Origin of the sequence: Bradyrhizobium algeriense (genome assembly GCF_003062295.1) — a bacterium.
Lineage (GTDB): Bacteria > Pseudomonadota > Alphaproteobacteria > Rhizobiales > Xanthobacteraceae > Bradyrhizobium > Bradyrhizobium algeriense.
The window spans coordinates 140568-166014 of the sequence record NZ_PYCN01000018.1; the positions used below are offsets into that span (position 1 = coordinate 140568).

Genomic DNA, 25447 nt, shown 5'->3' on the forward strand with positions numbered 1-25447 from the left:
GCCGGCACCAGCAATCGTCACGAAGGCGAGAGATCAGCTTAACAAATCGCCATGCTTAACTAATCGCCATACTTGCCCTTGGACGGGTTGTATTCCTTGTTGAGCGATTCCCTCGGCCCGGTGCCGTAGGCGTAGTTCGGCGACGGCGTCTGGTAGCCGGGCGGAGGCTGGGTCAGCGAATCCCGCGTCGGCTCGGCCTTGAACGGTGCCGTCTCGGCCTTGCTGCCGCCGAACAGGCCGCTGAAGCTGCCGTTGTAGCCGAGCTGCGACGGGCTCAGGATCGGATTGTTGTTCGAGGTACCGGGCTGCACCGGATCGTTGTCCTTGCGCGAGGGCGCCGCGGTCTTGCCCACCGCGAGTTCGGCCGGCGTCAGGATGCGGGCCGCTTCGCGCGGGTCCTTGTTCTCTTTCTTGCGCGCCGCGACGGCTGCCTTGCGGCGCTGCAGGTCGGGATCCTTGGGCCAGTTCGGCGCCGTCACTTCGGCCGAGGTACCGGACGGCGGCGGCAAATCGAGCTTGGGGGGAACAACCAGTGGGGAACGCTCGCGGTACTCGATGCCGCGGTTTTCCATGTTGGTGCCGCCGATGCCGCGCATGATGCCTTCGATGATCTTTTCCTCGAAGGTCTTGTCGTCCTCGTCCTCGTCATCCGCGCGCACGGAGCCGGCGGCCATCACGAGGCCGATGCCGAGGGCAATGGCGGCGAACCGCAGGGCCCGGCTCAGCGAACTGGTCTGCAGCATCCAGAAGCGGGTTTCGGTCTCGCGCATCGCGCTGTTCCCATTCACAATTTCTGCAACACGCGGGGGCCGGTTTAAGGGGCGTGATGGCTCCATACCGCAGGGGTTCGTATCGGCCGGGATCAGGGCGCTTTTGCGGCGGGTACCCCCAGGAACGAGTCATACAATAGGCCCGCTACCCCGGCAACAATGGCCACATCCGCGAGGTTAAACACGTACCAATTGAAGGTTTTTCCCCCGATCTCGATGTGGAACAGGGCAAAATCGACCACCGCGCCATACAGGAAGCGGTCGATGACGTTGCCGGCGGCGCCCCCGATGATCAGCCCGAGCGCCAGCGTCGCCAGCAGGGTGCTGGAGCGCGTCATCCAGATCCCCAGCACGATCACGGCGATCGCCTTGATCGCCATCAGCGCGACCTGGGCGAGCTGGTTGTCGGTCTGGAACCAGCCAAAACTGATCCCGACGTTCCAGGCCAGCACCAGGTCGAAGAACGGCGTGACCCTGACCGCGCCGCGACGAGCGAGGTCGAACACATAGAGCAGCCAGAGTTTTGAGGCCTGATCGATCACCAGCGTCGCGATCGCGGCAATGACGCCGACGCGGAGGTGAGGGGTTCGCGGGTGTTCGAGGCCAGACACTTATCTGGCCTTCTTCTTCTTTTTCGCCCTGGTCGCCGGGGGCTTCCTTCCCGGCTTCTTGGTCGTCTTTTTCTTCTTTGCCTGCTTGGCCGCCGTCTTTGTAGCCGCCTTCTTTGTAGCCCCCTTCTTGGCCCCCTTCGCTGCCGAAGAGGCCTTTTTGGATTTGGCAGCCTTCTTGGCCTTGGCTTTCCTGGCTACAGCTTTTTTGACTACGGCTTTCTTGGCTTTGGCTTTTGCCTTTTTTGCCTTGGGCTTCTTGATATTGGGCTTCTCGGCTTCAATGGCCTTCTCGGCTTCGACAGCCTTCTTGGCCGCTGCGACCTTCTTGACCTTGACCGGTCTCTCGGCTTCCTCAGCCTCCGCGCTTTCCAAAGTCTTCTTGGCCCTGACTTTCTTGTCGGGCCTGGCAGCCGTCACGTTTTCCGAACCGGCTTGTTCAGGCGTTTCCTTTACCGGTGCTGGTTCTACGTGTTGCGTCTCGATCAATGCGACAGGCTCGGCAGAAGCTTTGACTGCATCGACCGGCTTTTCGCCTTCGATCAGCGCCTTCCATTCGCGCAAGGCCTGTGCATCGCGCGGGGAGACGTCGGGATACTCCGCGTCCTCGCCGACCGTGGGCAGGATCTTCCACGACCGGGCGCATTTGGTGCCCACCGCTTTCTCGACCACGACGGCGACGCCGGGCACGTCGGGAAGGGTGAACGCGCCGGCCGGCGCGCCGTCGTTGGTCGCCATCGCGTTCGAGGTGATGCAGACCTCGGCCAGGTCGACATCGAACAGCGTGTTGAAGATGTTCTTGTCCGACACATAGACCAACGGCGACGCCTCCAGCGAGGAGCCGATGTTCTTGGCGGCGCGTTCGAGTTCGAGCGCGCCGGTGACCACGCGCCTGACATCGCGGATGGTTTCCCACTTCGCGGCGAGCGCGTCGTCGCGGAATTGGTCAAAGCCTTCCGGGAACAGCGTCAGGTGCACCGACGGCTCGGCGTCCGGCCTGTACATCCGCCATGCCTCTTCGCAGGTGAAGCTGAGCACCGGCGCCAGCCAGCGCAGGATCGCATCGCAGATGACGTCGATCGCGGTCAGCGCAGCCTTGCGCGTGACCGAGGACGGCGGATCGCAATACAGCGCGTCCTTGCGGATGTCGAAATAGAACGCCGACAATTCGGTGTTCATGAACGCCGCAAGCGTTGCGACCACCGTCTTGTAGTCGAACTCGGCATAGGCCTGGCGCACGATAGCAGCGCGTTTCGCGAGCTCATGCAGCATCAAGCGTTCCAGCTCGGGCATGTCGGCATGGGCGACCGCATCAGTCGGATTGAAATGATGCAGCGTGCCAAGCATCCAGCGGATCGAGTTGCGCAGCTTGCGGTAGGTCTCGATGGTGTTCTTGAGGATCTCCGGCCCGATGCGCTGGTCGTCGGCATAGTCGGTGGCACAGACCCAGAGGCGGAGGATATCCGCGCCCGAATCCTTCATCACCTTTTGCGGCTCGACGGTGTTGCCGAGCGATTTCGACATCTTGCGGCCGTTCTCGTCCAGCGTGAAGCCGTGGGTGAGCACCACATCATACGGCGCGCGGCCGCGGGTGCCGGCGCTTTCCAAGAGCGAGGAATGAAACCAGCCGCGATGCTGGTCGCTTCCTTCCAGATACATCACGGTATCGTCGCCGCCATCGATCTTGCGGACGATATTGCCGAGGTTGGGAAAGTTCTGGCGGTCTTCCAGCACGAAGGCGTGCGTCGAGCCCGAATCGAACCAGACGTCACAGATGTCGTCGACCTTCTTCCATTCCTCAGCCGCGCGCTCCCCAAGAAATCGCTCGCGCGCGCCGTCCATGTACCAGGCGTCGGCGCCTTCCTCCATGAAGGCTTCGACAATGCGCTGATTGACGATTTCGTCCTGCAGGATCTCGGCTGCGCCATCGCCCTTCTCGCGCACGAAGACGGCGATCGGCACGCCCCAGGCGCGCTGGCGCGAGATCACCCAGTCCGGGCGTCCGGCGATCATGCCGTTGATGCGGTTTTGTCCTGCGGGCGGCACCCATTGCGTCACCGAGATCGCATGCAGCGCGCGGGCGCGCAGCGTGTCGCCGGGCTTGGTCGTGCCGTCGACGGCGATGTCCTTGTCCATCGCAATGAACCATTGCGGCGTGTTGCGGAAGATCACCGGCTTCTTCGAGCGCCAGGAATGCGGGTATTGATGCTTGAGCCGGCCGCGCGCCAGAAGCTTGCCGGCCTCGACCAGCGCCTTGATCACGGCGTCATTGGCGTCGCCCTTCTCGCCCTTGTCGTTGATCACGCGTTTTCCCGTGAAGCCGGGCGCGTGGTCGGTGTAGGCGCCGTTCTCGTCGACGGTGTAGGGGATGGCGGTGTTGATGCCGCGAGCATCCAGCTCGCGCGCGTTGGCCATCCAGGCGTCGAAGTCCTCGCGGCCGTGGCCAGGGGCGGTATGGACGAAGCCGGTACCGGTGTCGTCGGTGACGTGGTCGCCGGGCAGCAGCGGCACGGTGAATTCATATCCGTCGCTGAAGCCTTTCAATGGATGGGCGCATTCCACCGCGTCGAGCGTGTCGCCCGGCAGGTCGCGCACCTTCTCATAGGCGGTGACGCGCGCCTGCTTGAATACTTCTCCGGCGAGCGCATCGGCGAGGATCAGGAGATCGCCGGTCTTCGCCCAATTGTCAGCGGGCGCATCGGTGACCTTGTAGAGACCGTAGGCGATCTTGGGCGAGAACGAGATGGCGCGGTTGCCGGGCAGCGTCCACGGCGTCGTGGTCCAGATCACGACGGAAGCCTCGGCCAGCACGCCATGTGCCGGCGAGGTGACCGGAAATTTCACCCACACCTGATCCGAAGTGTAATCCTCGTACTCGACCTCGGCTTCGGCCAGCGCGGTCTTCTCGACCACGCTCCACATCACGGGCTTGGAGCCGCGATAGAGCGTGCCGTTGGCGGCGAACTTCATCAGTTCGCGCGCGATCTGCGCTTCAGCCGGATAGCTCATGGTGGCGTAGGGGTGATCCCAGTCGCCGATGATGCCGAGCCGCTTGAACTCCTCGCGCTGGACGTTGAGCCAATGCGTCGCATAGGCGCGGCATTCTTTGCGGAACGCCACCATCGCGGTGGAGTCGCGGAAGTCCGGCTTCGGCTTGCCCTTGGAGCGGTAGTTCTCTTCCTCGATCTTCCATTCGATCGGCAGGCCGTGACAGTCCCAGCCCGGCACGTAGTTGGAATCGAAGCCGAGCATCTGCTGGCTCTTGGTGACGACGTCCTTGAGGATCTTGTTCAGGGCGTGGCCGATATGGATGTTGCCGTTGGCGTAGGGCGGCCCGTCATGCAGCACGAACTTGGCGCGGCCGGCAGCGTCCTTTCGCAGCTTTTCGTAGAGGTCGATCTCGTTCCAGTATTTGAGGATTTCCGGCTCACGCTGCGGCAGCCCGGCGCGCATCGGAAATTCCGTCTGCGGCAGGAACAGGGTCTTGGAATAGTCGGTGACGACGTCGGACTTTTGCGGATTTTGGGACATGAACGCTCTGGTTTGGCTCGTAACGGCGCTAAAACGCGGGGAATAGCGGGGTGAACAGGAAAATCCCGGTCTTGCGCCGAGCCAAAGCTCAGGCGGAAGCCGGGCCGCTAATGCTGATGGTGCGCCGCGCAAACATGGGGCTTTCCATAGCAGCCAACCCGGGAATCGCAAAGGGCTACATATTGGGCCAAGGTGCGGTTGCGGATTCCTCCAAAGGCGCTAATTTATTGATGGATGGAGAGAATTTCATGAGCACATCGCCCGCTGAAGTTTTGGAAGAGCTGAAGGAGCTTCGGAGGCACGGAGATCTGACCAGCGGGATTCTTTTGAAGGCTGTGCAGGAATTGCCGGTTTTTTCGCGCGAGATTGCTTCGCTGGTAGGTGGTCCGGGACCTGAGGTGTTGGTTCGGCTTCTTGATATCAGAACGCTGGCCGAGCGCGTTTTCGGTGACGGGGAAAAGGCCGAAGCTTGGTTGACGCGATCGAATTCCTCGCTTTCCGGCCAAAGGCCGCTAGACCTCCTAAAGGATGAACTGGGCACGGCAGTCGTCCGAGAAATGCTTGAACGGATCGATCACGGAATTTTTGCCTGAGCTCGCAACATGGAGCTTTGGCGTATTTCGAACTATGCCGATCTTTCAGGGATCGGTGGTTTGAGGGCAGCCGGCAGGTGGCACTCGCAAGGCCGGCGGATCGTCTATCTCGCCGATCATCCATCCAGCGCGTTGCTTGAGATGCTGGTCCACATGGACCGTGATCTAATTCCGGCTACCTATCAATTGCTGCGCATTGTTCTTCCCGCCGACATAGCCGTCGAGACCATCGACGTGGAGCTGCCACCAGATTGGCGATCGCAACCGTGGCGAGCCGGGAAATCGGGGATCAATGGCTTGATCGTGCAACGACCGCATTGTTGCGGGTGCCGTCGGCAATCAGCGGGAAAGGTAGTAATTTCCTGCTGAATCCTGCGCACATGGACGCTGCAAAGATTACCGTGGCGGAAATCCTCAAAGCGCCCTTCGATCCTCGGTTGCTCGGCTGAAACGAAGCCGTTTTAGCAAGTCAATTCAGCGCGGCCGGGCCGGGTTGCCTGCAACGATGACGCCCGCGCCGACATCCCGCGTGACCACGCTGCCGGCGCCGATCACCGCGCCGTCGCCGATCGTGACGCCGGGGAGGATGATGGCGCCGCCGCCGATCCAGACGTCGCTGCCGATTCGCACCGGGCGACCGAATTCAAGGCCGGTCCGCCGCGTCTCGGCGTCGCGCGGGTGGTCGGCGGCGTAGATCTGCGTCGCGGGGCCGATCTGGGTGCGGTCGCCGATCGTGACTTCGACCACGTCGAGGATGACGCAATTGAAATTGAGAAACACCTCGTCGCCGAGCCGGATGTTGTAGCCGTAGTCGCAGAAGAACGGCGGGCGTATCACGGCGCCGGTGCCGACACGGCCGAAATGTGCCGACAGTAGCGCGTGACGCTCAGCCACGGGAGCTGCGAGCGCCGCATTGTAGCGTGCGAGCCAGGCCTTGTTCGCGGCGGCATCCGCCTGCAGTTCTGAGTCGCCGGGACGATACAGTTCGCCGGCCAGCATCTTCTCTTTTTCGGTCATGCTTAACCGATTACTCCGAGCTTGGGGAATGCATCGGGCTCGGCGGCCAAGGCCGCGCGGGCTCGCGCGCTGTCGTCGTCCATTTGCCGGATCAGCGCGTCGATTGAGTCAAACTTAAGTTCGTCGCGAATGAAGCTGATAAAGGCGACGTCGAGCGTGCTGCCATAGAGATCACCCTTGAAATCGAACAGGAATATTTCGAGCAGCGGCGCGCCGTTATCAAAAGTCGGGCGGCGGCCGAAGCTGGCGACCGCGTCGAACCGCTCGGCTCCGCGGCCGACCCGCACCGCGTAGATGCCGTGCTTGAGGCTGCAATTCTTGTCGAGGCGGATATTGGCGGTGGGGTAGCCGAGATCGCGGCCGCGCTTCTCGCCGTGGATCACCTCGCCGCTCACGAACCACGGTCCGCCCAGCATGGCGGTGGCTTCGTCGATCTGGCCCTCCGCCAGCGCCATGCGGATCGCGCTGGAGGACACCGGCCGCTCCTCGATATCGACATGGGCCTGGACGTCGACCTCGATGCCAAGCCGCGGCCCCTCGCTGACCAAGAGGCTCGGCGTGCCGGCACGGCCCTTGCCGAAATGAAAGTCGTAGCCGACCGCGATGCCGCTGACGCCGAGGCGCTCGATCAGGTCATGGTGAATGAAATCTTGCGCCGAGGTCCCGGCGCGGGTCTTGTCGAAGGTCATCACGACCGCGCCGTCGAGTCCGGTCCCGGCCAGCAGCCGCAGCTTGTTGGCCTCGTCGGAGAGGCGGAATTGCGGGCTGTTCGGGCTGAAAAAGCTGCGCGGATGGGGCTCGAAGGTGACGGCAAATGTCGGCCTGCCATGGGCGCGGCCCATCCGTAAGGCCGCGTCGATCACGGCCCGGTGGCCGAGATGAACGCCGTCGAAATTGCCCATGGCGACCACGGCCCCGCGGGGGATCTCGGCGGCAGGGGTGGTGTCTCGGATAACGGTAAAAGCAGTGGTCATTTCTGGGATTCTGCACGGATTCTTCGGGGTTCTTCGGAGATTCTTGGGTCTCGGCGAGCGCGGCCGGACCGTGACGCGGCGGCGCCTTCGAAGTCAAGCGGGCGGGGTCGTATCAAAACGACCTCAATCCGCCTGTTCCCGATTAACGGGCTGCTTAACGGCAGGTTATGGAAAGCCATGCTAAATCAACGATTTAGATGCCGGCAATGGTTCCAGACAATGCCCCCTTTAGGGGGATTTTCCGTCCAATCTGTAGTGCACTTAAGATAAAGATACTACTTATGAGAGCGTAGTAGTTACAAGGGACACCGCCCCGGATCGGCGAAAGAGAAGCTGCATCAGCTGTTCGACAAGCATGGTGCCGAGAAGGCCGTCCACTGGCGCTCAAGCTGGCGGCGGTCAGGACCGTCAACACGAGCTTCAGCCAGTTCCGCAAGCTGTCAGGCCGTAAGGGCTGATAACCCCATCCCAGATGACCCTACCGCAGTTTTTGCGGGGCCATACGACTATGACGGGCCGTTCCGCCAAGAGGGATGCGCTCACCGTGGCCGCGTCACGCAGATAACTCTGTACAGCTTCTATTGGCGTCTCGTTCTTGGGCATGCTGATTGACCGACCGATCACATCTACCCGACGCCCCTTGAATGCATCGCCATCGTCGGGGTTGTGTCCGAACTTGGACGGTCCAAAGTCATGCTTGCCGGATCGCCGACTTGGAAAGGGATGGCCGCGGACTTCTTCAAAGAAACCCCATAGATCGAAGTCCTGGACGCCGCGGTCTCCATGGACGTAGTGACGCGCAGCGCCTTGGCACAAACAGATCAGCTGTAGTCGATCCGCGTATCGACGGGAGTATTTCTGTCGTCGGCACAGATCGGAAAAATCATCGAGAGCAATTCGCGCAAGTCGAGCAAGATCGTTCCGGGTGATGCGCGTGAATGATCGGTGCGGTGATTTGCTCATGAAACTAGCTCCAATGCCGAAGCGGGGCGGTGATGGTTGATCCTGTCTGCCCTCCAGTTTCGCAGTCGCTGGCCAATATTGCTCACATCGGAAAACGAAGGCGACTAGCGCGAAATCGCTGCAAGCTCGCATAAACCTACTGAGGTGTTTTGCCTGAGGAACAATCGGTGGTTCGAACCCACCCAACTGTACCACTTCAGTTGAATTGCCCCACGCTCTCAGCATCTTACTGATAAGCCAAACGTATTTGCGCCTTCAAAAATACAAAAGGCGCTACAAATGGCTCTGCGGATGGTTGCGTTAACTCGTGCTCGTGATGGACGCTGGTTTGCCCGAAAGGGCATCCCTGAAGACGTGCGGGATGAGTACGCACGATTGTTCCGCGTTCGGCGCGAAGCGCACCTGAAGTTGCCAGCGGACACGCCGCGGCATGAAGCGAAGGCGCAGCTCGGGGAGTGGGCAGCTGAGGTTGAGACCCGCATCGCGACGCTGCGAGCGAAGAAGACTGGCGAGGGTCAGCCACTCACCAAGCTAATCGCGAGAGCTCTCGCGGGCCGATGGTATATGTGGTTCGTCGGTCAATATGAAGAAGACCCAGGTCCGACGAAGCGTTGGCGGGAAATGAGTGACCACCTCGTGTGGAACGTGATCTACCCCGAGGCACCCGAAAGCTACCACGAGAACCCCAAGGCTGATCCTCACTGGGAATGGCAAAAGGAGCCCGAGGTTCGCGAAGCAGTGAGGCCGCAGGTTGCCGAGTTGGCGCGTGTGGCGACATTTCTTGCCAGCGAGGGTAAGGCGCTTAACGCCACCGCCTATGCACTCTTTGTCGACGCAGTTAGCGAAAATCTCTTGCCCGCCATGACGTTGCTTGAACGGCGCGCCAACGGCGACTACTCCCGTGACGATACCCCGGAAAGCTTCCCTGCGTTCACCGATGGGCCGACGCGAGGCACAGGCATCGGCTGCTGGGATTTGTTTGAAGCATTCGTGAAGGCCCTTAAACCCGCAGACAACACTGTGCAACGTTGGCGCGCCGTGTTCCTTGAGATGCAGCGGCATTTTGCGGATGTCGGTGCCGATGGGATCAGCGAGGATGCCGCGCGTGCATGGGTGCGGGGGTTAGTCACTGAAGAACGTTCCGCGACCACCGTGCGCGAGGTTTGGCTTTCGTCTTCTCGACGGGTCTTCGGTTGGGGCGCGCAGCACAAGCACGTGAGGAAAAACCCATTCGTTGACATCAAAGTTGACGTTCCCAGAAAAGCCAGAAGCCGCGAGACAAAAGCTTTTACCGAGGAAGAAGCGCGCACGGTCCTGAAGGCCGCGTTGGCTATCAAGAACCCCAAGACGCCTTTGGACCGAGCGAAACGCTGGGTGCCTTGGGTCTGTGCTTACTCAGGGGCACGTGCAGGTGAGGTCACTCAGCTTCGTGGAGAGGACGTGGAGAAGCGGGGCAGCTTCCATTTCATGAAGCTCATGCCAGATGCGGGCACAATCAAGACTCGGAAGACGCGTGTTGTGCCACTCCATGAGCATCTGATCGCCCAAGGCTTTCTCGAAATGGTCGGCTCGGTTGGGAAGGGCGCGCTATTTTACGACGATAAGACGCCGCACCGGGCCAGCAGCGATCCAATGAACCCCAGTCGGAGCAGAGCGGGCAACGTGCGCGGAGACTTGGCGGAATGGGTACGAGAGCAAGGCGTGACTGACCCCGAACTGAGCCCAACGCACGCGTGGAGGCATACATTCAAGCAGATTGCCGAGCGCGTAGGGATCACGGAGAAAGTGCACGACGCCATCACGGGCCACGCCCCGGCCAGCGAAGGAAGGAAGTACGGACAGCCAACCGCTGAAGACATGGCTAATGCGTTGAAGAAGTTTCCACGCCACAAGTTGGATTGAGTAGGATGACAGAGAACTCGGATAACTGGGAGCCGCAGGAACGTCCCGCATGGCAACCGAAGACGCCACGGGAGGAACGCCAAGCGCTCGACAACGCGCCCTTAGCGACCCTACGTGCAACACCGAAAACGCGAGGGGCCTTCATGCTCATGGGCGATTTGGCCGAGCGCTATCCGAGGCCGCAAGCGGCGAAGGGCAAGGCTTACGCGCGCCGCAAGACGCTGGTCGACTATGCGAACGCCGTAGGCGCATTCGTCGCCGATCTGCTCGCTGCAGTCGAACGCGATCGGAGCGAGGGTTGGCTTAGATGTTCACTCAAGAAGAGTGATTATACCGGCCAAGACGTCAAATGGCGTATGTTCGATAGCGTGCGTCTTGCGCTTACTGAGGCGGGCTTGGTTGAGCATAAGCCGGGGTATCCCGGAGTGTATAGCGGCTTGAGTAATCCCGGCCCGATGCATGGCAAGCTCACTCGCTACAGAGCTTCACCGGCTCTCTTGGCGGCGTGCGCCGCGCATGGTGTGACACCGGACACCGTCCACGAGCACTTCCGGTTCAAGCCTGTGATGCCGTCGGAATTGGTGCAACTTACCTCACCGCCGCAAAAGACACCTGACACGGACAAGGTGCAGAAGCTTCGGGCACAGGTCGCCGAACTAAACACCTTCTTTGCTCAGCACGCCCTCGCGCATCCGACGATCAGACATCTAGGCTGGGTCAGGAAGTTTCACCAAGCGACCAGTTTGCAGGCGTACAGATGGAACAAGGGCGGACGCCTGTACTCATATCCCCAAGACGCAACCTGTTACCAGCACCTCAGCGAGGTGAAGCGGCTTGAGATGCGGATTGACGGTGAGGGTGTGGTCGAGATTGACATCTCATCGTCGTATCTCAGCATTTTTTATGCTTGGTGCGATCAGCAACTCGACACTGACACCGACGCCTATCGGGACATCCTTGGCCCCAAGGAGCTCGACCGGCAGGTGGCGAAGTTCTGGATCAATGCGTCGTTTGGCAATGGTCAACTGCTCACTATGTGGACCAAGAAGTTCAAACAGGACTTTCTTGAGCGCTTGGAGAAGAAGGGTATGGCGCCCGACGCGTTCGATCCCAAGGCGTACTCAATGTCCGGGATCAGGGAGCGAGTGCTACGACGCCACCCGATCCTTCAACGCTTGGGGGACAAGATTAGGGGCCGTGTCCGAGACTGGGGCGACCTAATGTTTGTGGAAAGCGAGATCATAATCGGGACCATGCAGGAGTTGATGCGAAGAGGTATTCCCAGCATGCCCGTCCACGATAGTCTGATCGTTCCAGAGAGCAGGGAGGCGGTCGCCGTCGATGCTCTCAAACATCAATTCCGGACCCATACCGGAGTGATGCCTAAACTGGACGTCAGCAGGCTTGAACCGTTCTGAAGGCTGTAGGCCTCAGATTAACCCAAGTACACCTATGTGTCTGATCTATATGATCTATCTATTGGTGGCTTAACCTGTGTCATCACGGCGCGCATCCCTACCATATCATGGAACGAATGTTTGCACGGTGTAGCAAGGTGTGTTGCAAAGTAACAAAGCGGGTGGGAAGACAGCTCGCCGGGCAACCTAGGCCGCCTATGAGTCCCCAAACGGCCAGAAATGACTCGAGATTCGTTTCCCGCGCGACCCGGTAGACGGTGGCCCAAACGCGCGGACTCACCAGTGAGTCTCGTTGGGCTTCCTAGGACCTTCGCGGGCAAAGGACTGCCAGCGCGATTCCCAATGGCCCGGCGACCCGAGAGGATGCCCTGAAAACGTTTTTGCCGGCCCCGCCAAACCTAGAGGAACTGGGGCTTCAAGGAGGCTTATTTCCAGTTGTTATTAAGGTATCAGAGCGGGCCGGACGCATCGATAGCGTGCAGGCATCGGACCACGTGGAGGCCCCAACGGAGCGCCGAGGGACTCGTCGGCGGGCCTGAGTCCTTTCCAGCCGCGTCCGAGCAAGTCGCACCAGTGAGTCCCGTAGAGGATCCGAGGGCACTTGGGACGGCCCTCGTCTCAAGTCGGTCTAAATAGGCACCATCGGTTTTTGCGGGGATAGTTAGGCTCGTGATTGCGAACCAATCCACACCCACGACGGGCCGTATTCAAGTAGGCCCAACGGCCCGAAGGGATTGATAATTTGCCGCTCGTGTCTGGCGCTGCTTTCATCGCACGATGCCCCGACGCAGATACACGAAATGGGCCGGTCATTTTCCACCGGGGAGCCCCGCCGAGTGGATCGCAGGCGGTCACGTCACCTGCAACATTCAGTGCCTCAATGGGGACTGCAAACGCACCGTGGACTTTAGGCTCGACAGATTTCCCTTGGATCGCCCTTGGTCGCGTGTGGGCTGGTGTCTCGTCTGCACCGAATGTGGAGGGGCGGGATCGGTGAACATCGTTCCGAACTGGCATGACACGATTAAGCACGCGGTGCCCTTCAGCAAGGGATGGTGCACCTGATCAGAGTATGCGGATTTGCGATGATAAAAGGAGCGGGTTTTAAGCAGGTGAGCGGCCCATCGAAAGTGATATCTTGCCGCCTGTGCGAAGGTGCGAAACTATGCTCCGTGTGAGGGGAGCGTCGGGGGATGAACTATCTAATAGTTGCTGCTGCCGTGCTGGCCATTGTCGGCTACGTCTGCTTCCTCGTGATCCAGGCGGTCTCTCAGGGGGTTAATTCAGTTTCAAAGTCGCTCGACGAACAGAAGCGAGCCCGTGAGAAGATCAAAGCCGAACGTGCAGCGAGCGAAGAACGAACACGAACCTTGGCCCTTGCCGCGGCGGAGCAAGAGCTAATTGAGGATTATCGAGCACAAAACCCAGTCAGGATCGTCGGTATTCCCAACCCGGATGCCTTTCGTAACGTCTTCGCGCTTCTGGATGATTACGTTGTATTGGCGAATGGTCATCGCCCCCAACTCCCTCAGTACGTCGACAAAAGGTTCCGTGCACTAGTATATCCATCCAACATGTTCGACTTGGTTCGTCCGCATCCCGGCACGTTGTCGAACACCGAGCCTCGAAAGATTACGCTTACATCAGAAGACGTGGTTATGAGGGGAGGCTTGGACGCTTCACATTTTTACTCCCGTGCTAGTGGTGCGTGCGACTTCCCTTGCGAGCCTGCAAGTTATCGGTACTTGCCGACTGAAGCGCCCAAAGCGAAGCCAACTTTTCCCAACGTGAAAATTCCACCGAAAACTCCGGTTCGGCTGGTTGGAGTTAATGGAGTAGAAATGGACGCTCACGACGAGCTTCAGGCGAAAGCTTATCAGGCTGAGTTCGCGCGCGTTGCCAATCTTAGTTCACTAGCGTCTCAAGTCCAAACGTCGTTCGACCAGAAACACGCGGCGGCTCTCGAGGCTCAGGAGCTGATGGAGATTTACTTGGGAGATTTGTCGTTGAAGTGGCGAGATGCTGAAACCGCCCTTCTTCAAGAGTTCGAGCAAACAAAAATGAAATACGAACGGGAGTGCCAAAAAGCTACTCAGCCCATCAAGTCAGTACAAGAAGGGTATCGAGAACGAACCCAAAGTGGTGTGCGTGCTCATTTTGAGTTGGCGCTTTGTAACCTGCCTCTTCCTGTTCCTAAGGATTATCCTTGGAAAGTACTTTACGATCAGCAGGAGCGTGTACTTCAGGTAAACCAGTGCGTTCCATCACTTCCTGATGTCTCAGTTGTGCGCACGGACAGCAAGCGGCCTCCAGCCAAACGGGATGCGGAGGCTGTTCATCGTCGATACATTCCAGCCGTCGCCCTGCAGCTGGCGCATCATGTTGCCCGGAATGACCTTCGCGATGATGTCGATAGGATAGCCGTGAATTGTTGGTCGAGGTTTTTTGATCCCGCTTCGGGTAAATTGAAAGATGCGTTTGTTGCATCTCTCGCCGTATCGAAACACGACGTCGTTGAAATTAACCTACAACGAGCTGATGCGCTGGAAGCGTTTCGAGCGCTCAAGGGTGCATACGTGTATAACGTCGCCGAAGTAGTTCCGATAGAACCCGCAATTCGGCTGGACAAAGAGGACGAAAGGTTCGTTGCGGGCAGGGATGTCCTCGACGGGATGGCTCAAGGGCAGAACCTTGCAGCTATGGACTGGCAGGACTTTGAACATTTAATTCGAGAGCTGCTCGCAAAAGAATACGCAGGCAAGAGCGCTGAGGTGAAGATAACGCGGGCCAGTCGAGACCGAGGTGTAGACGCAGTCATCTTCAATTCAGACCCGCTGCACGGCGGAAAAATTGTAGTACAGGCGAAGCGTTATTCCAACACGGTAGACGTAGCCGCCGTGCGGGAGCTTTACGGCACCGTTATGAACGAAGGGGCAAACAGAGGTATCCTCGTTACAACAAGCCATTTCGGGCGGGATGCGCACGAGTGGGCTGCGAACAAGCCACTGTCGTTAATTGACGGCCAAAACCTCTTGGCCCTTCTGACTAAGCATGGTTATTCATTCAGAATTGAGCCCGCTGCGTGATTACCCAAGCCGGGTTCACTCACTTCCGAAATTAATTCTGTCGTGAGTTCGGGCGGCGGCGGGGGCCACTAAGCAAAGGAACTTGAAATCGAGTTCGCCAACTCGTCCATTTGGGACCCCGGTGGTCGAAAGGAGACCCTTCGTTTCTCGCGCTCGGAAAGGCTAATCCTGTGTAGCCGCCCGAATGTCGTTGAGCACCGCAAGCGTCATATCGCTCACGTCACCTTTTCGGCCCTTCACCATTTCCGTGTACACGCCGAGCGCCCCAATAAACTGTTTCGGGGGGAGCACGTCGCTCTCTTCAAGGCAGTTGATAAGCACCTGGAACTCCGCGACCATAGCCGCTCCGTATGCTGCAATGACTTCACCTTCGGGCGAGAGTTTTCCGGTCATCATGTCCTCCTCTCTATGTGGACCAAGGTACGTGATGACACCCCAATGACCATGGTGGCGAATGTCCGCTATTGAGGGCTGAACGGAAATGGCTCAGAGGGGACCGAAGGTCAGTCGTTGACCCACAGCGGACCGTGCAGGCGAAACTGATGGCCGGAACATGCTTGCGGGTGCTGTTCACGGTTCCTCCGGCGGAGTTTCCGAGAAGTTGATGCCGGTCAGATTACCGTTGCCATGGCGCGGCTTCATAAACCTCGCCTCAATGAACTTCAACCGCCCGCTCTTCAGGTCGGCCTGCAGCGCCCAGTATGCAGCCTCGGGCAAGTAGGCGGAAAACGATCTGCTATCGTTGCGGAGGTGCATATTGAGTAGGAACGGCCTTTCCGGAACAGTCTGACCCTTGCTAATGCGCGGCCAGCCCTTTTCGTCAGGATCATCGACGCGAGCATATTGGCGCGAGCACATGAGTGAGCAGGTCACTTCTCTGCCGAGGTGCTTGGGCATGTCGGGTGTCGTCTTAACGATGCCGCAAAGCACATCGGTGATCGCCTCGTCCGAAACGCCATCGCCGTGATTGTGCACATAGTAGCTCACCGTGACCGATTTCACAGTCGCAAGCAGCATGTGATCGGGCTCCGGCAGCGGTTTGCGCTTGCGTCGTCGTTCCTCTTTCGTCACGCCCTCGTTCCCCCTCATGGATGACACTGACTGTCGGCGATGGCATAGAAGCCGGTGATCGCAGCAGAAGGTCGGAAATGGGGATGCATGGACAAAGGAGCCGAGACTTCCGCATTTGGCCTTAGCGGACCTTGACCTGCCGTCGCCCCATGCCAGCTTTTGCCCCCCATCGGACATCCAATTTGAAGTCGCTATCGAAGGCATCGTGGATATAAAAGGTTTCGGGAAGGCTTTTGCGAGAAAGGTGGGAGGAAAATGTTCGGTTGGGACGGAAGGATCGGTTGGGGCGCACGCAAAGACATTGCCTTCCATGAGTGTGGTCATGCCGTCGCCCGCGTTTTGTCGATAGGGCGCGTGGGCATCACCAACGCGAATGCTATCCGTTGGATACAGATAGACGGGGGCAATCCACATGTCTCCGTGATGGCGCTACCACACATGCCTGGGCTCAAGGAAGCTGGAGAACGTCTCGGCATCATGGAAGGCACGCCGTGGACTCTGGAACAGCGACTCACCATATTTTCCCTCAGGAAAATTGATCCACTAGAATGGGCGAGAGTGCGTTTTTTCGAGACCGCCGCTGGCGCAGCGGCTGAAGCGAAGTTTAGGCAAGTCCCCTTTGACTCCGTCTGGTGGGACAATCAGTGCAGCGACGACCGCGCGTTGGTCTCCAGAACCTGTGAAGAGGTCGGATTGAACGAACAGGAGGCAAAACGACTTTTTTGGGAGCAATCCAAGGAGGCGTGCGCCGCAATGGATCAGGCCGACGTGTGGCGGGCCGTTACCGCTTTGGCTGGTCAGTTGCCCTCCTCTGGGCGTATGGAAGGTGCCACTGCCATCTTTATCATTCAAAATGCATTGAACGGGCACTCTAGCGAGCCTGGGTCAGCAATTTGATGACCGCTACTGGCACGAAACCGACTAGCCGAGCCGTTCGGCTGATGTCCGTTGATCGGGGCAAAGCAGAAGGGGCGTTCGCAGCCGTCAAGGCAGCTTTTGACCCCGAGGGGACATCGACACCTAGCTCTGTATTTGCGTCATTTATCGCGTTCTGGCGAGCTACAAAGTACTTCAAGCATTTCGCAAAAAGCAGCTTCTCAAAAGTACGAAGAAGGATGCAGTATGGCTGGCGAAGACAAAAATGTTGATGAGAGCACCTCAGTCAGCAGAGAGGACCTCCAGGCACTTGTGGAGGGTACCAAAGTACTTTTGCTGGATGGTGAAGCGAGCAGTGCAATCCGGTACACTTCCCTGCTCGAAGAACATCTTCGGATTGCGCTTTGTTCAAAGATGCCGAACATGGATCGAAAAATGGAGGGGATTCTTTTCGAGGGCTACGGTCCCTTGAGCACCCTTAGGAGCAAGATCGACATCGCGTTGGCCTTGGATGTACTTACGGAAGCGCTGCACCGGGACGCGCAAACAGTCCGCAAGATCAGGAACAAGTTTGCTCATTCATCAAAGAATCTTGGACTCAGCTCGGATACGTTAGTCCAACTGTGCAGAAACCTGAGTACATTTGATGCTGGTGAGAAGCGTCTCATGAAGATATTTGGTGCTGCGATACAAAAGATCACCGATCATTTGGCAGAACAAATTGAAGTTGGCCTGAAGGAAGCGAAGGGTCGGTCGTCAATCCTCGCTGCCGCTCTGAAACAAGCATCGGCAGATAAGGCGGTCGTCGGCTGACTATTCGCAATGAGTCGTTCGGTTGTTGGTGATCGGGTGAGGTCTAGTGCCGGTTCGTGGCACTTTGCAGACCTTCCATGGTTGTGGGCAGCTTCCGTATGCGCAAGTAAAGCCGACATAAGAACTACTCAGTTCAGCCTGCTGTCAGCTTGGCGACGGCAGCGGCCCTTAAAGTCAAGGAACTTGAAATCTGGCCACGACCGACGATCCAAAAGGGTCCCATGGTCGCGTAGGCTTTTGCCATCTCGGGCCGTCGATGCTCGCGTGACTCTTCATCTAGAGGCAGGAGTGCCAGCGTCGCAGAAGTTCACCGCGAGTGCGGAGCATCGCTTGCTTCCTCCGACCAAATGGAGCCTTGGACTTCATCTTCAAAGAACAACTCACCCATCGGGCCAATTCGCTTCCTTGGATTGTCTTTCATGACCTCAATCATGCGAGCGGCGAGGCGGTGCCCACGTTCCGTCAGGAAAACGTGACGTAACCGTAGGTCACTGAGCCTGTTATCGACGACGGTAAGAAGGTCGAAACCAGGTTTACGCCTTACGACACGCGAAGTTAGTCGACGCAGGTGCATTGAGACAGTGACCGGTTTTATACCGCAGCGGCGCGCCAGCACAGACACGGGAAGTCCCTCCTCAGCCCAAACGGCCAGGAACGTGTACGCTTGATCGTACGAGAGGTGATAGTAAAGCTCCTGCAGCACCTGAAGTGCTATGGCAAAACGCAGAACTAAAACTCGCTGCCGAGATGATAGCTCATGAAATTGGTCTTGAAGTTCATTAGGCACCGGGCGCTCCTTCATGTGAGGCTCGGAATAAAGCAGACCAGCACTCGTACTAATAGATTACTCTCTGGCAGCTACTTGCGACCTTCGCTGACACATGCGGGATGGGCTTCTTAAGAGCGTGAGCCGCCGCGACCATGCGAGCTGGATGCAAATCCCCGTGGCACACATTGCAGCCGTAAGCTCGGCGGCGGCAGCAGCCTTTAACCGAAGGAACTTGAAACCGCATCGTCAGTGATGTTCAAAAAGGGTCCCATGGGACGAGATGGGACCCAAATTTCTGAGGGGGGTGGGCGGGGTGGGAGACGTTCTGCCGGTGCATGGTAGTACCCCTAGCGCGCTCAAGGATGTTGCTCGCGAACTTTGCTTGCCGTTGGCCACCGGCTACCGTCGCAACACCTCGAAGTTTGAGCGCGTTTGAAGACCCGCACACGAGCGCCTTACTTCGGTCGCGTAATAAAGCGGGTGCTCAAACGAATAGACACCCATTTGGATTGGAATGAAGTCGACTCTTAAAATGGTATCTTAATCGCCAGCAGTGCGCCGACGCGCCACTTCGAAGAACCGTTCGACAAGCTCAGAGTTGCCGAGTTCGGAGGTGTCGGGTTCAGCTTCCGAGAGATGACCTAGAAAACCTACCGCTTGTGTCTCTTCGCGCTCTCCAACTTGAAGGCCTGCGTGATCCGATAATGACGCAATCTCTTCAAGGCTCAACCGCTTGAGGAGCTGAAGGCTCCGTTGAATGATTTGACCATAAAGCTCCTTGAGCTCGGCATCTTCTAAGCGGATGTCTCTGGTCTGCTGCAGAAAGGTTCGAAGTGTTGCTGCTGCTTGTTCCGAAGGATCGTTCACAGCCTGCAACTGGGCTGCCGTCGGAAAACTGTAAGATGACGGGAGCGTTTCGAGTGCGCGCCTGATTTCTGGAGTCGAAAATAGCTTCTTCAGCTTCTCAACTGATGTTCGATCACTTTCCCCGAGAACATTTCGGTCGGTTTCTCTGATAGCATTCCGATCAACAATGAAGCGGCCCAAGACAAAGAAGGTGCAACCGATACCGATGAGTGTAAATCCGATCCACGGAGGCGTGTCCGGAATTGTAACTGTAAGACCAAAAAGTTGCCCTATGGGCTGTACCAGATATTGGACCATTCCCGTCAAAGCCGCTGTGCCTGCGGCGATAAGCAGGAGAGCCCCGCGGTTCCAAGCGTTGCCGAGAAGCAGTCTAACGAACTTAAGGATAAAGTCCCGCACGATAGCCCCCGACTCGAAGGTATCACAACCTGAAGGTTGATATAAGGTTACATCTCTATCAAGCTGTAGTGCCCCCAAAGCGCTTTTGGCGGTCGCCTTTGAAGGGCTGAACGCGGCAGCTTTGGCCATTTCGAGCACTGAGGCTACGAGCAATGAACCTGAATACAGCAACGCTTTATTGGGACCGCGTCACTTGGAGACAGACACTTCACACCGAGCGGCAGATGTCGCTTCGCCTTCAAGCCACAGTTCAAGAGAGCGGTCGGGATCTGATCATTGAGAAAGCTGGCCGAATGGAAGGGATGCGAACCGAACTAGCGATTGTACGAGGACATCACGACTGGAAGGTACCCGAAATCCCGCGAGAGGCGCGCGGCTATTTTTCCTACTTTGGGGAGAGCGCGGAAGATGACTTCGGGCAGTTTCTCAGCGGCGGGGTTGCTATACCGGAAGCGCTATTTGACGACATTTGGCAGCGGCTAAAGCTCGGAGGACATTCAAGCGCAACGGTTGGTCTCGAACTAGGACCCTTTGATTTTGATGGTTTCGAAGAGTGGACTTGGAAACGCAGCACGAACCCGTTTCTCATCATTCATCAAGCGGAGTTCAACTTTGTTCGCGAAGAGAAGCTGACGCAAAACCTTGGTAATTAGCTCTCCATCCTACGGCCTTGAGTCGTGCGTCCGTTCGGAGGTCCGTATTCGAGCGGCTTCCTCATTGCAACCGCAGAACCTTAGGATCACTTAGGGGACCTGCGGGAAACTGAACGCTGCTGCTGTAACCTCGGCGGCGGCGGGGGGCCTTAAGGTCGAGGAACTCGAAATCGCTCGAAGACTGCGGGCCATTAGGGTCCCATATCGCCAGATGGGACCCGTTGATTTTCACTGGCTGCCTCCGAGCGTTGCTCTCACATGCACCGCACTGCCATCCAGACCCCAATGCCCCCAACGATCACCGCGAGCCCAATGCGCTCAAACGCGACCAAGATGGTGGCGAGAAAGACTAAGTGCCGTTCCGTCGACTATGTGCATGATAGCCCCTATGTGCGCTCAAGGATGTTGCTGATAGACTTCGCGTGCCATGCGCCTAACGTGCGGCCAGCATGAGCTTGATGGCCGTGGCGGCATACGGATTACCTGCCTTGGTCCTATGGCCCGCATCTGCGAGGGCTGCGGAGATTTCACGAAGCGACCGTTTGCCCCCCTTGGGTCGAGCCCGAGCTAGCTTGCGGGCCAATTCGACGGTCTTGGGCCTCTCTTCGGCAATCGACTTGCGACCCTCGACCTTGACGCCAGCGCGGCGCTTACGGTCTCGCGCGCCTCTGAGTTTCGCCACCAGCATAGCCTTCTCAAATTCGGAGACTGCCCCGAGAACTTGCCGGATAAGACGGGCGGTCGGCGTGTCGTCCAGAAAGGATGTCGGGCTATCGGCGGCTATGAGGTCGATGCCGCGCGCCCTCAACATTGCAAAGCCCACCTCCTGGACCATTAGGTCACGAGCAAATCTGTTGGCGGTCTCCACGACGATGGTTTTGGTCCCGTTTGCCTCAAGCGCTTCCAGCATCGCCGCAAAGCCGGGCCTTGTGTCGATAGGATCGGAGCCTTTCACCGCTTCATCGTTATAGGTGCCTACCAGCTCGACACCTGAGCGTTTGGCATAGGTCTCAATGGCTTCATGCTGCCTGCGCCCGCTGTCTTTGTCCTCACCGATGTTGGTGGCTGAGGAAGTCCTCAAATAGGCGAACGCCCGAACCGATTGTGCTGCTTTTCCCATTGGTTAGCTCTTTCAAGTGTATCGTATTCCTGAGAATTAGATACGGCGGACCGGCAAAATTCAATGCACAACTTTGAATCCCTGTGATTCCGATTTGCATGCCTCGATTGGTCATGCCCAACTACTGGAAAGGATTTCGCTGAGGCTGTTTGGAGAAATGCATGAGCTACTGGGATGATCGTCCAGCGTCAGCAAGCAATATCCGTCACTACACGCGCGAAACTGGCTGGAGTGCATATGACGATGCCAAAAATGACAAAGGCGAAGTGGTTGAACGTGGCAGTTCGCACTTAGTCGAGCAATCTTTGACTGCCGTTCTAAACGCTTCGAACCTCCTCCTCCTGACTGGGGCAGGCTCTTCCTTCTGTGCCAAGAACACCGGGCCAGACGGGCTTAGGGCGCCCGGCATGAAGGACCTTTGGGATGCTGTCGCGTCAGCGACAACGCAGCGCACGATTGATCAAATCTCTGGCTATATGCCCCTCTCAAAACCAATCGTCGCTGAAAAGAACATCGAAAAATTTCTAACTCACTGCAAAATCTACCTTGAGCTATTTGGGCCTGAAAAGGCGCAAGACGTTCTTGAATTCATAGCACTGGCCGAAAAGACCATCGCGTCCCGTGTTGATTTCGTGAGTGACGACACGGACCTATCTGCGCATCAGGCTATTTTGCGGAAAATTGCGCGGCGCGGGGCAAGGAAACCGCGGGCACGAGTGTTCACCACAAATTACGACTTGGCCTTTGAGTACGCCGCCAGAGCACTCCGCTTCACCGTGATCGACGGATTTTCCCATTCAATGCCGCAAGTTTACGACCGGGGGCATTTCTCATACGACATCGTACGTCGAGAGGCTGCCAGCGAGGGAGCGGACTACATCGAGAGTGTTTTTCTTCTGCACAAGCTCCATGGCTCGATAGACTGGCGACGCAAAGGCACGGAATTGATACGGTCCCGCAGTGAAGCGGACGGGGCCGCAGCTCTCATATATCCACGAGACAGCAAATATCAGGAGGCGTTCGAGACGCCTTACTTGGATATGATGTCCGCGCTGCAGACGGCCTTGCGCGAACCGGACACCGCCTTGATCGTTTCTGGATTTGGCTTCAATGACGATCACATCAGTAAGCCGATAATGGCCGCGCTTGAGGCCAACATGAGGCTACGCATCGTGGCGTGTGACATCGCATTCCTGGCTGACGAGGAGTTGGACAAGGATCAATTTGCGCTGGCGACGACTGCCCAAGCACGACCGAATGTCAGCGCGTGCTTCTCTAAGCTAAAACGTCTTGCTGATATTGGCGATCAACGAATAACGCTATTGAATGGCCGCTTTGATGATCTTGCGCAGGCTATCCCCGACCTCGTCGCTCAAACGGAGCGTGAGCGTCACGCGGAACGGATTAAGGTTTTGAACGAGCCTGCACCGGGCGACGCGAAATGACCTTGCACAGCCTTGTCGATCCAAGCTGCTACGTCGGGACGATCACGCTTGTTGGTGCGGCCATCGCGCAAGCCAATCTGCCTCAGGCCGCTGCTCATCCAGAACGTCGATCCCTTGCACGCGGTGTTGTCGGCGATTTCGTGTTTGTAGACTGTGAAAGTGCCAAGCTTTTGGGAAGGATTATCGAGGTTAAGCTTCCCGATAATGAGCGCTTGAGTGTGGAGCCAACGATGGGAGCTGCGCCTGTGCCGCATCCTATTGGAAGGATTCAGCTCCTTGCTTCCGTTGATCAAAAGCAAAGTAAGCTCGTTCGTGGCCTGAGGACGCATCCTCGCGTGGGTGACGCCGTCTATTTGGCTCCGCCTGAATTGTTCGGAGAACTGGCGGCAAATGCGCTATCGAGTGAGGGGCAGCTCTCGATTGATCTCGGCTATTTGAGCGCCGGTAGTGGAATGCATTTGCGGCTGCCTCCCGAGAAATTGTTTGGCCGTCACTGCGGTGTGTTTGGTGCGACGGGCGGTGGTAAGAGTTGGACCATTGCTACTCTTCTGGACCAGATCAAAGCCAGTGGCGGAAAATGTGTACTCTTTGACCCCACAGGCGAGTTCGCCGGCCTGCCGTCGATTTCAAAACACTATGCCTTCAACGAAGGGGAAGATGGAACGCAGCGAGTGCACTTCCCTTACACCCAAACAACCGAGGAGGATCTCTTCGCCTTATTTCGTCCGTCAGGTCAGTCACAAGGTCCGAAACTCAGAGAGGCGATTCGGAGCCTCAAGTTGGTTCGTGCATGTCGGGGACAACCGCCCGAGGGTGTCGTGTTCACGCAGCGCGGCACCATCGAAAAAGCGTTCCAACCAAGAGAGCCCTTTCTTAATGCGATTGATCTGCACAGAGACGCGATCAACTCTCCTCTATGCAACTTTAGAATCGAAGGTCTGGCAGAACAGCTAAGTGCGGAATGCGTGTGGTCTAGCGGTCAAGGCGTTAATGCGAATAGTTGGGGTGGACCGGATAATTCGGTGGCGCACTGCGAAACCCTTGTTGCTCGCATCCGAACATTAATTGGCACTCATCAACTATCGTGCATTTTTGAAACGGCCGGAACCTCGTTGGTTGAGGTGCTAACGAAGTTTTTTGAAGAAGACGAAGATGACATCATCCGTATCTCGTTTCGGTCTGTGCACTTCGAGCACAATACCCGAGAAATCCTTCTCAACGTAATTGGTCGCTATCTTCTAAGTGAGGCGAGGAGGGGGTTGTTTCGAAAGCGTCCCGTTATCGCTATTCTCGACGAGGCGCATCAGTTTCTCGGAACGACCGTTGGAGACGAATACGCCAGTGTGAAGCTGGAATCCTTCGGCATCGTTGCAAAGGAAGGGAGAAAGTACGGACTGACCGCCGTAATGGCGACGCAGCGCCCCAGAGATATCCCTCACGACGTTCTAAGCCAGTTGGGTACGCTGATCGTGCATCGTCTGACTAACGATGAGGATCGTCACGCGGTCGAGCGCGCTTGCGGGGATTTAGATAAGAACGCCGCAATGTTCATTCCCACGCTTGCACCTGGTGAAGCGATAATCGTGGGGCCTGACCTTCCAGCTCCTATGCCGGTTCAAATCCACGAGCCCCGAGTTCCTCCTGATTCCAAAGGGCCCGACTACAACAAGTTCTGGCGAGGACGGAAGGCGAACTAATCGCCGGGTATTGTTGCTGCAGCATCGGCCGGCCAGCGCCTGAGGTCTTCTGCCGCCGAGCGGGCATTGTCATAGTCGCGGCGGAAGCCAGCGAAGTCCGCACCGTAAATCTTGTCCCCACAGTCGTGCCCGACCAAGAAACGGCTCCCAGTCTGCGTTTTTACAACGTAGCCGGCGAGATGATTGGGGTATCGACAATGCGCGCAACGGATAAAGGCTCTTTTGGACCCCCGGAAGTCGTAGGCGTACTCCACGATTGGAGAGCACCGGAAGTGTCGGGAACCTCCTCCAGAAGACCAGTTAGGCTCTCCGGGTCGGAGGTTGTGAACGATATGTCCAGTAGCTGTTCGTCGCTAAGCGAGCGCCAGTAAGTATTGGTCGCGATGGCCGCTTGAGGCCCACCGCGCGTGCTTCTTTCGGGCATGACAATCTCCGGCCGCGAATCGAATCGGCAACTGGTGGAGATTGTACAACCGCTCAGAACCCAGCTTCCAAAAAATACCAAAAGGCAGGTACAAAAGACGAGATTGCGGTAGCGAAAACGTTAGGTTTATCAAAGACGAAGCTGGTGTCAGGCACTACCCACCGAACTGTCGCTCATTTTCCCGGGACGCCCGCTTGGCCTCCACACGCTCTCGCGAGAGCTCCAGCGAAGCCGCGTGCGCAATGGAAGCCGTTCTCACGGGCTGTACGTGGCGCTCAATACCCCCGACCTATGTCCGCGCCGGACCTAGCATTACAGTTGCGTTCTTGGAAGGTTTCTGAATCCATGGGCAACCATGATTCGGAGATCGTGGACGCGGGCAGCGTCGATTGAGGAGACGCTTGCGTTGTGGGCGGCGTCGCTTCGAGAGATCAAGAAGCTGATACGTCCG

At 57.7% G+C, this 25447-nt stretch carries 19 protein-coding genes and 2 pseudogenes; 10 read left to right on the top strand and 11 right to left on the bottom strand.

What is annotated here, in order from left to right; genetic code table 11:
- Positions 1-59 precede the first annotated feature (59 nt).
- The 3 genes and pseudogenes from C7G61_RS28365 to ileS all read right to left on the bottom strand — a co-directional run.
- Positions 60-770 (bottom strand): hypothetical protein, encoded by a 711-nt coding sequence (locus C7G61_RS28365; RefSeq protein ID WP_108519976.1) that lies wholly within the window; start codon positions 768-770, stop codon positions 60-62.
- A gap of 92 nt (positions 771-862) precedes the next feature.
- Positions 863-1381: a signal peptidase II gene (gene lspA / locus C7G61_RS28370; RefSeq protein WP_108519977.1), complete on the bottom strand. Its 519-nt coding sequence runs from the start codon at positions 1379-1381 to the stop codon at positions 863-865.
- A gap of 540 nt (positions 1382-1921) precedes the next feature.
- Positions 1922-4909, bottom strand: a pseudogene (gene ileS / locus C7G61_RS28375) (isoleucine--tRNA ligase); the annotation flags it as partial.
- Between the two features lie 50 nt (positions 4910-4959).
- On the opposite strand from ileS, the gene C7G61_RS46180 reads away from it, so the two are divergent.
- Both C7G61_RS46180 and C7G61_RS28385 read left to right on the top strand, forming a co-directional pair.
- Positions 4960-5502 carry an MbcA/ParS/Xre antitoxin family protein gene (locus C7G61_RS46180; RefSeq protein WP_244608501.1) on the top strand — a complete coding sequence of 181 codons (543 nt, stop codon included), beginning with the start codon at positions 4960-4962 and terminating at the stop codon, positions 5500-5502.
- A 9-nt stretch (positions 5503-5511) separates the two neighbouring features.
- A pseudogene (locus tag C7G61_RS28385) lies at positions 5512-5951 on the top strand (RES family NAD+ phosphorylase).
- A gap of 25 nt (positions 5952-5976) precedes the next feature.
- Here the strand turns inward: C7G61_RS28385 and C7G61_RS28390 are convergent.
- The 3 genes from C7G61_RS28390 to C7G61_RS44065 form a co-directional block, all read right to left on the bottom strand.
- Positions 5977-6519 (bottom strand): sugar O-acetyltransferase, encoded by a 543-nt coding sequence (locus C7G61_RS28390; protein ID WP_244608502.1) that lies wholly within the window; start codon positions 6517-6519, stop codon positions 5977-5979.
- Between the two features lie 2 nt (positions 6520-6521).
- Positions 6522-7493: a bifunctional riboflavin kinase/FAD synthetase gene (locus C7G61_RS28395; RefSeq protein ID WP_108519978.1), complete on the bottom strand. Its 972-nt coding sequence runs from the start codon at positions 7491-7493 to the stop codon at positions 6522-6524.
- Positions 7494-7913: 420 nt separating this feature from the next.
- Positions 7914-8456 (bottom strand): hypothetical protein, encoded by a 543-nt coding sequence (locus C7G61_RS44065; protein ID WP_145963699.1) that lies wholly within the window; start codon positions 8454-8456, stop codon positions 7914-7916.
- Positions 8457-8735: 279 nt separating this feature from the next.
- Between C7G61_RS44065 and C7G61_RS28400 the strand changes: the two genes are divergently transcribed.
- From C7G61_RS28400 to C7G61_RS28410, 3 genes are all read left to right on the top strand, one after another.
- Positions 8736-10358, top strand: coding sequence for a tyrosine-type recombinase/integrase (locus C7G61_RS28400; protein WP_108519979.1), 1623 nt, complete (start codon positions 8736-8738; stop codon positions 10356-10358).
- A 5-nt stretch (positions 10359-10363) separates the two neighbouring features.
- Positions 10364-11776, top strand: coding sequence for a hypothetical protein (locus C7G61_RS28405; protein WP_108519980.1), 1413 nt, complete (start codon positions 10364-10366; stop codon positions 11774-11776).
- 1193 nt (positions 11777-12969) lie between these two features.
- Positions 12970-14862 carry a restriction endonuclease gene (locus tag C7G61_RS28410; protein ID WP_108519981.1) on the top strand — a complete coding sequence of 631 codons (1893 nt, stop codon included), beginning with the start codon at positions 12970-12972 and terminating at the stop codon, positions 14860-14862.
- Between the two features lie 162 nt (positions 14863-15024).
- Here C7G61_RS28410 and C7G61_RS28415 read toward each other — a convergent pair whose 3' ends face one another.
- Positions 15025-15255, bottom strand: a complete 231-nt coding sequence (locus C7G61_RS28415) for a hypothetical protein (RefSeq protein WP_108519982.1) — start codon at positions 15253-15255, stop codon at positions 15025-15027.
- Positions 15256-15432: 177 nt separating this feature from the next.
- Entirely contained in the window at positions 15433-15933 is a 501-nt protein-coding gene (locus C7G61_RS28420) for a hypothetical protein (protein WP_108519983.1), read from the bottom strand.
- 255 nt (positions 15934-16188) lie between these two features.
- Here C7G61_RS28420 and C7G61_RS28425 point away from each other — a divergent pair, with 255 nt between their 5' ends.
- On the top strand, positions 16189-16830 hold the full coding sequence (locus tag C7G61_RS28425) for a hypothetical protein (protein WP_108519984.1): 642 nt from the start codon (positions 16189-16191) through the stop codon (positions 16828-16830).
- 225 nt (positions 16831-17055) lie between these two features.
- Entirely contained in the window at positions 17056-17622 is a 567-nt protein-coding gene (locus tag C7G61_RS28430) for a hypothetical protein (protein WP_108519985.1), read from the top strand.
- Positions 17623-17929: 307 nt separating this feature from the next.
- Here C7G61_RS28430 and C7G61_RS28435 read toward each other — a convergent pair whose 3' ends face one another.
- Positions 17930-18424 carry a helix-turn-helix domain-containing protein gene (locus C7G61_RS28435; protein ID WP_108519986.1) on the bottom strand — a complete coding sequence of 165 codons (495 nt, stop codon included), beginning with the start codon at positions 18422-18424 and terminating at the stop codon, positions 17930-17932.
- 507 nt (positions 18425-18931) lie between these two features.
- Positions 18932-19786 carry a hypothetical protein gene (locus C7G61_RS28440; protein ID WP_145963700.1) on the bottom strand — a complete coding sequence of 285 codons (855 nt, stop codon included), beginning with the start codon at positions 19784-19786 and terminating at the stop codon, positions 18932-18934.
- Positions 19787-19809: 23 nt separating this feature from the next.
- On the opposite strand from C7G61_RS28440, the gene C7G61_RS28445 reads away from it, so the two are divergent.
- Positions 19810-20310 (top strand): hypothetical protein, encoded by a 501-nt coding sequence (locus C7G61_RS28445; protein WP_108519988.1) that lies wholly within the window; start codon positions 19810-19812, stop codon positions 20308-20310.
- A gap of 433 nt (positions 20311-20743) precedes the next feature.
- On the opposite strand, the gene C7G61_RS28450 is transcribed toward C7G61_RS28445, so the two are convergent.
- Entirely contained in the window at positions 20744-21430 is a 687-nt protein-coding gene (locus C7G61_RS28450) for a recombinase family protein (RefSeq protein ID WP_108519989.1), read from the bottom strand.
- 161 nt (positions 21431-21591) lie between these two features.
- On the opposite strand from C7G61_RS28450, the gene C7G61_RS28455 reads away from it, so the two are divergent.
- Both C7G61_RS28455 and C7G61_RS28460 read left to right on the top strand, forming a co-directional pair.
- Positions 21592-22875 (top strand): SIR2 family protein, encoded by a 1284-nt coding sequence (locus tag C7G61_RS28455; protein WP_108519990.1) that lies wholly within the window; start codon positions 21592-21594, stop codon positions 22873-22875.
- Complete coding sequence (locus C7G61_RS28460) at positions 22872-24572, top strand: ATP-binding protein (RefSeq protein WP_108519991.1); 1701 nt, start codon at positions 22872-22874, stop codon at positions 24570-24572. The genes C7G61_RS28455 and C7G61_RS28460 overlap by 4 nt, the downstream gene beginning before the upstream one ends.
- The last annotated feature ends 875 nt before the right edge of the window (positions 24573-25447 follow it).

Excerpts from the sequence above, each read along its gene's own strand:
- C7G61_RS28365 (WP_108519976.1), bottom strand. The coding sequence starts at position 770 with ATGCGCGAGACCGAAACCCGCTTCTGGATGCTGCAGACCAGTTCGCTG.
- C7G61_RS28390 (WP_244608502.1), bottom strand. The coding sequence starts at position 6,519 with ATGACCGAAAAAGAGAAGATGCTGGCCGGCGAACTGTATCGTCCCGGC.
- C7G61_RS28395 (WP_108519978.1), bottom strand. The coding sequence starts at position 7,493 with ATGACCACTGCTTTTACCGTTATCCGAGACACCACCCCTGCCGCCGAG.
- C7G61_RS44065 (WP_145963699.1), bottom strand. The coding sequence starts at position 8,456 with ATGAGCAAATCACCGCACCGATCATTCACGCGCATCACCCGGAACGAT.
- C7G61_RS28400 (WP_108519979.1), top strand. The coding sequence starts at position 8,736 with ATGGCTCTGCGGATGGTTGCGTTAACTCGTGCTCGTGATGGACGCTGG.
- C7G61_RS28405 (WP_108519980.1), top strand. The coding sequence starts at position 10,364 with ATGACAGAGAACTCGGATAACTGGGAGCCGCAGGAACGTCCCGCATGG.
- C7G61_RS28410 (WP_108519981.1), top strand. The coding sequence starts at position 12,970 with ATGAACTATCTAATAGTTGCTGCTGCCGTGCTGGCCATTGTCGGCTAC.
- C7G61_RS28415 (WP_108519982.1), bottom strand. The coding sequence starts at position 15,255 with ATGACCGGAAAACTCTCGCCCGAAGGTGAAGTCATTGCAGCATACGGA.
- C7G61_RS28425 (WP_108519984.1), top strand. The coding sequence starts at position 16,189 with ATGTTCGGTTGGGACGGAAGGATCGGTTGGGGCGCACGCAAAGACATT.
- C7G61_RS28430 (WP_108519985.1), top strand. The coding sequence starts at position 17,056 with ATGGCTGGCGAAGACAAAAATGTTGATGAGAGCACCTCAGTCAGCAGA.
- C7G61_RS28435 (WP_108519986.1), bottom strand. The coding sequence starts at position 18,424 with ATGAAGGAGCGCCCGGTGCCTAATGAACTTCAAGACCAATTTCATGAG.
- C7G61_RS28440 (WP_145963700.1), bottom strand. The coding sequence starts at position 19,786 with ATGGCCAAAGCTGCCGCGTTCAGCCCTTCAAAGGCGACCGCCAAAAGC.
- C7G61_RS28445 (WP_108519988.1), top strand. The coding sequence starts at position 19,810 with ATGAACCTGAATACAGCAACGCTTTATTGGGACCGCGTCACTTGGAGA.
- C7G61_RS28450 (WP_108519989.1), bottom strand. The coding sequence starts at position 21,430 with ATGGGAAAAGCAGCACAATCGGTTCGGGCGTTCGCCTATTTGAGGACT.
- C7G61_RS28455 (WP_108519990.1), top strand. The coding sequence starts at position 21,592 with ATGAGCTACTGGGATGATCGTCCAGCGTCAGCAAGCAATATCCGTCAC.
- C7G61_RS28460 (WP_108519991.1), top strand. The coding sequence starts at position 22,872 with ATGACCTTGCACAGCCTTGTCGATCCAAGCTGCTACGTCGGGACGATC.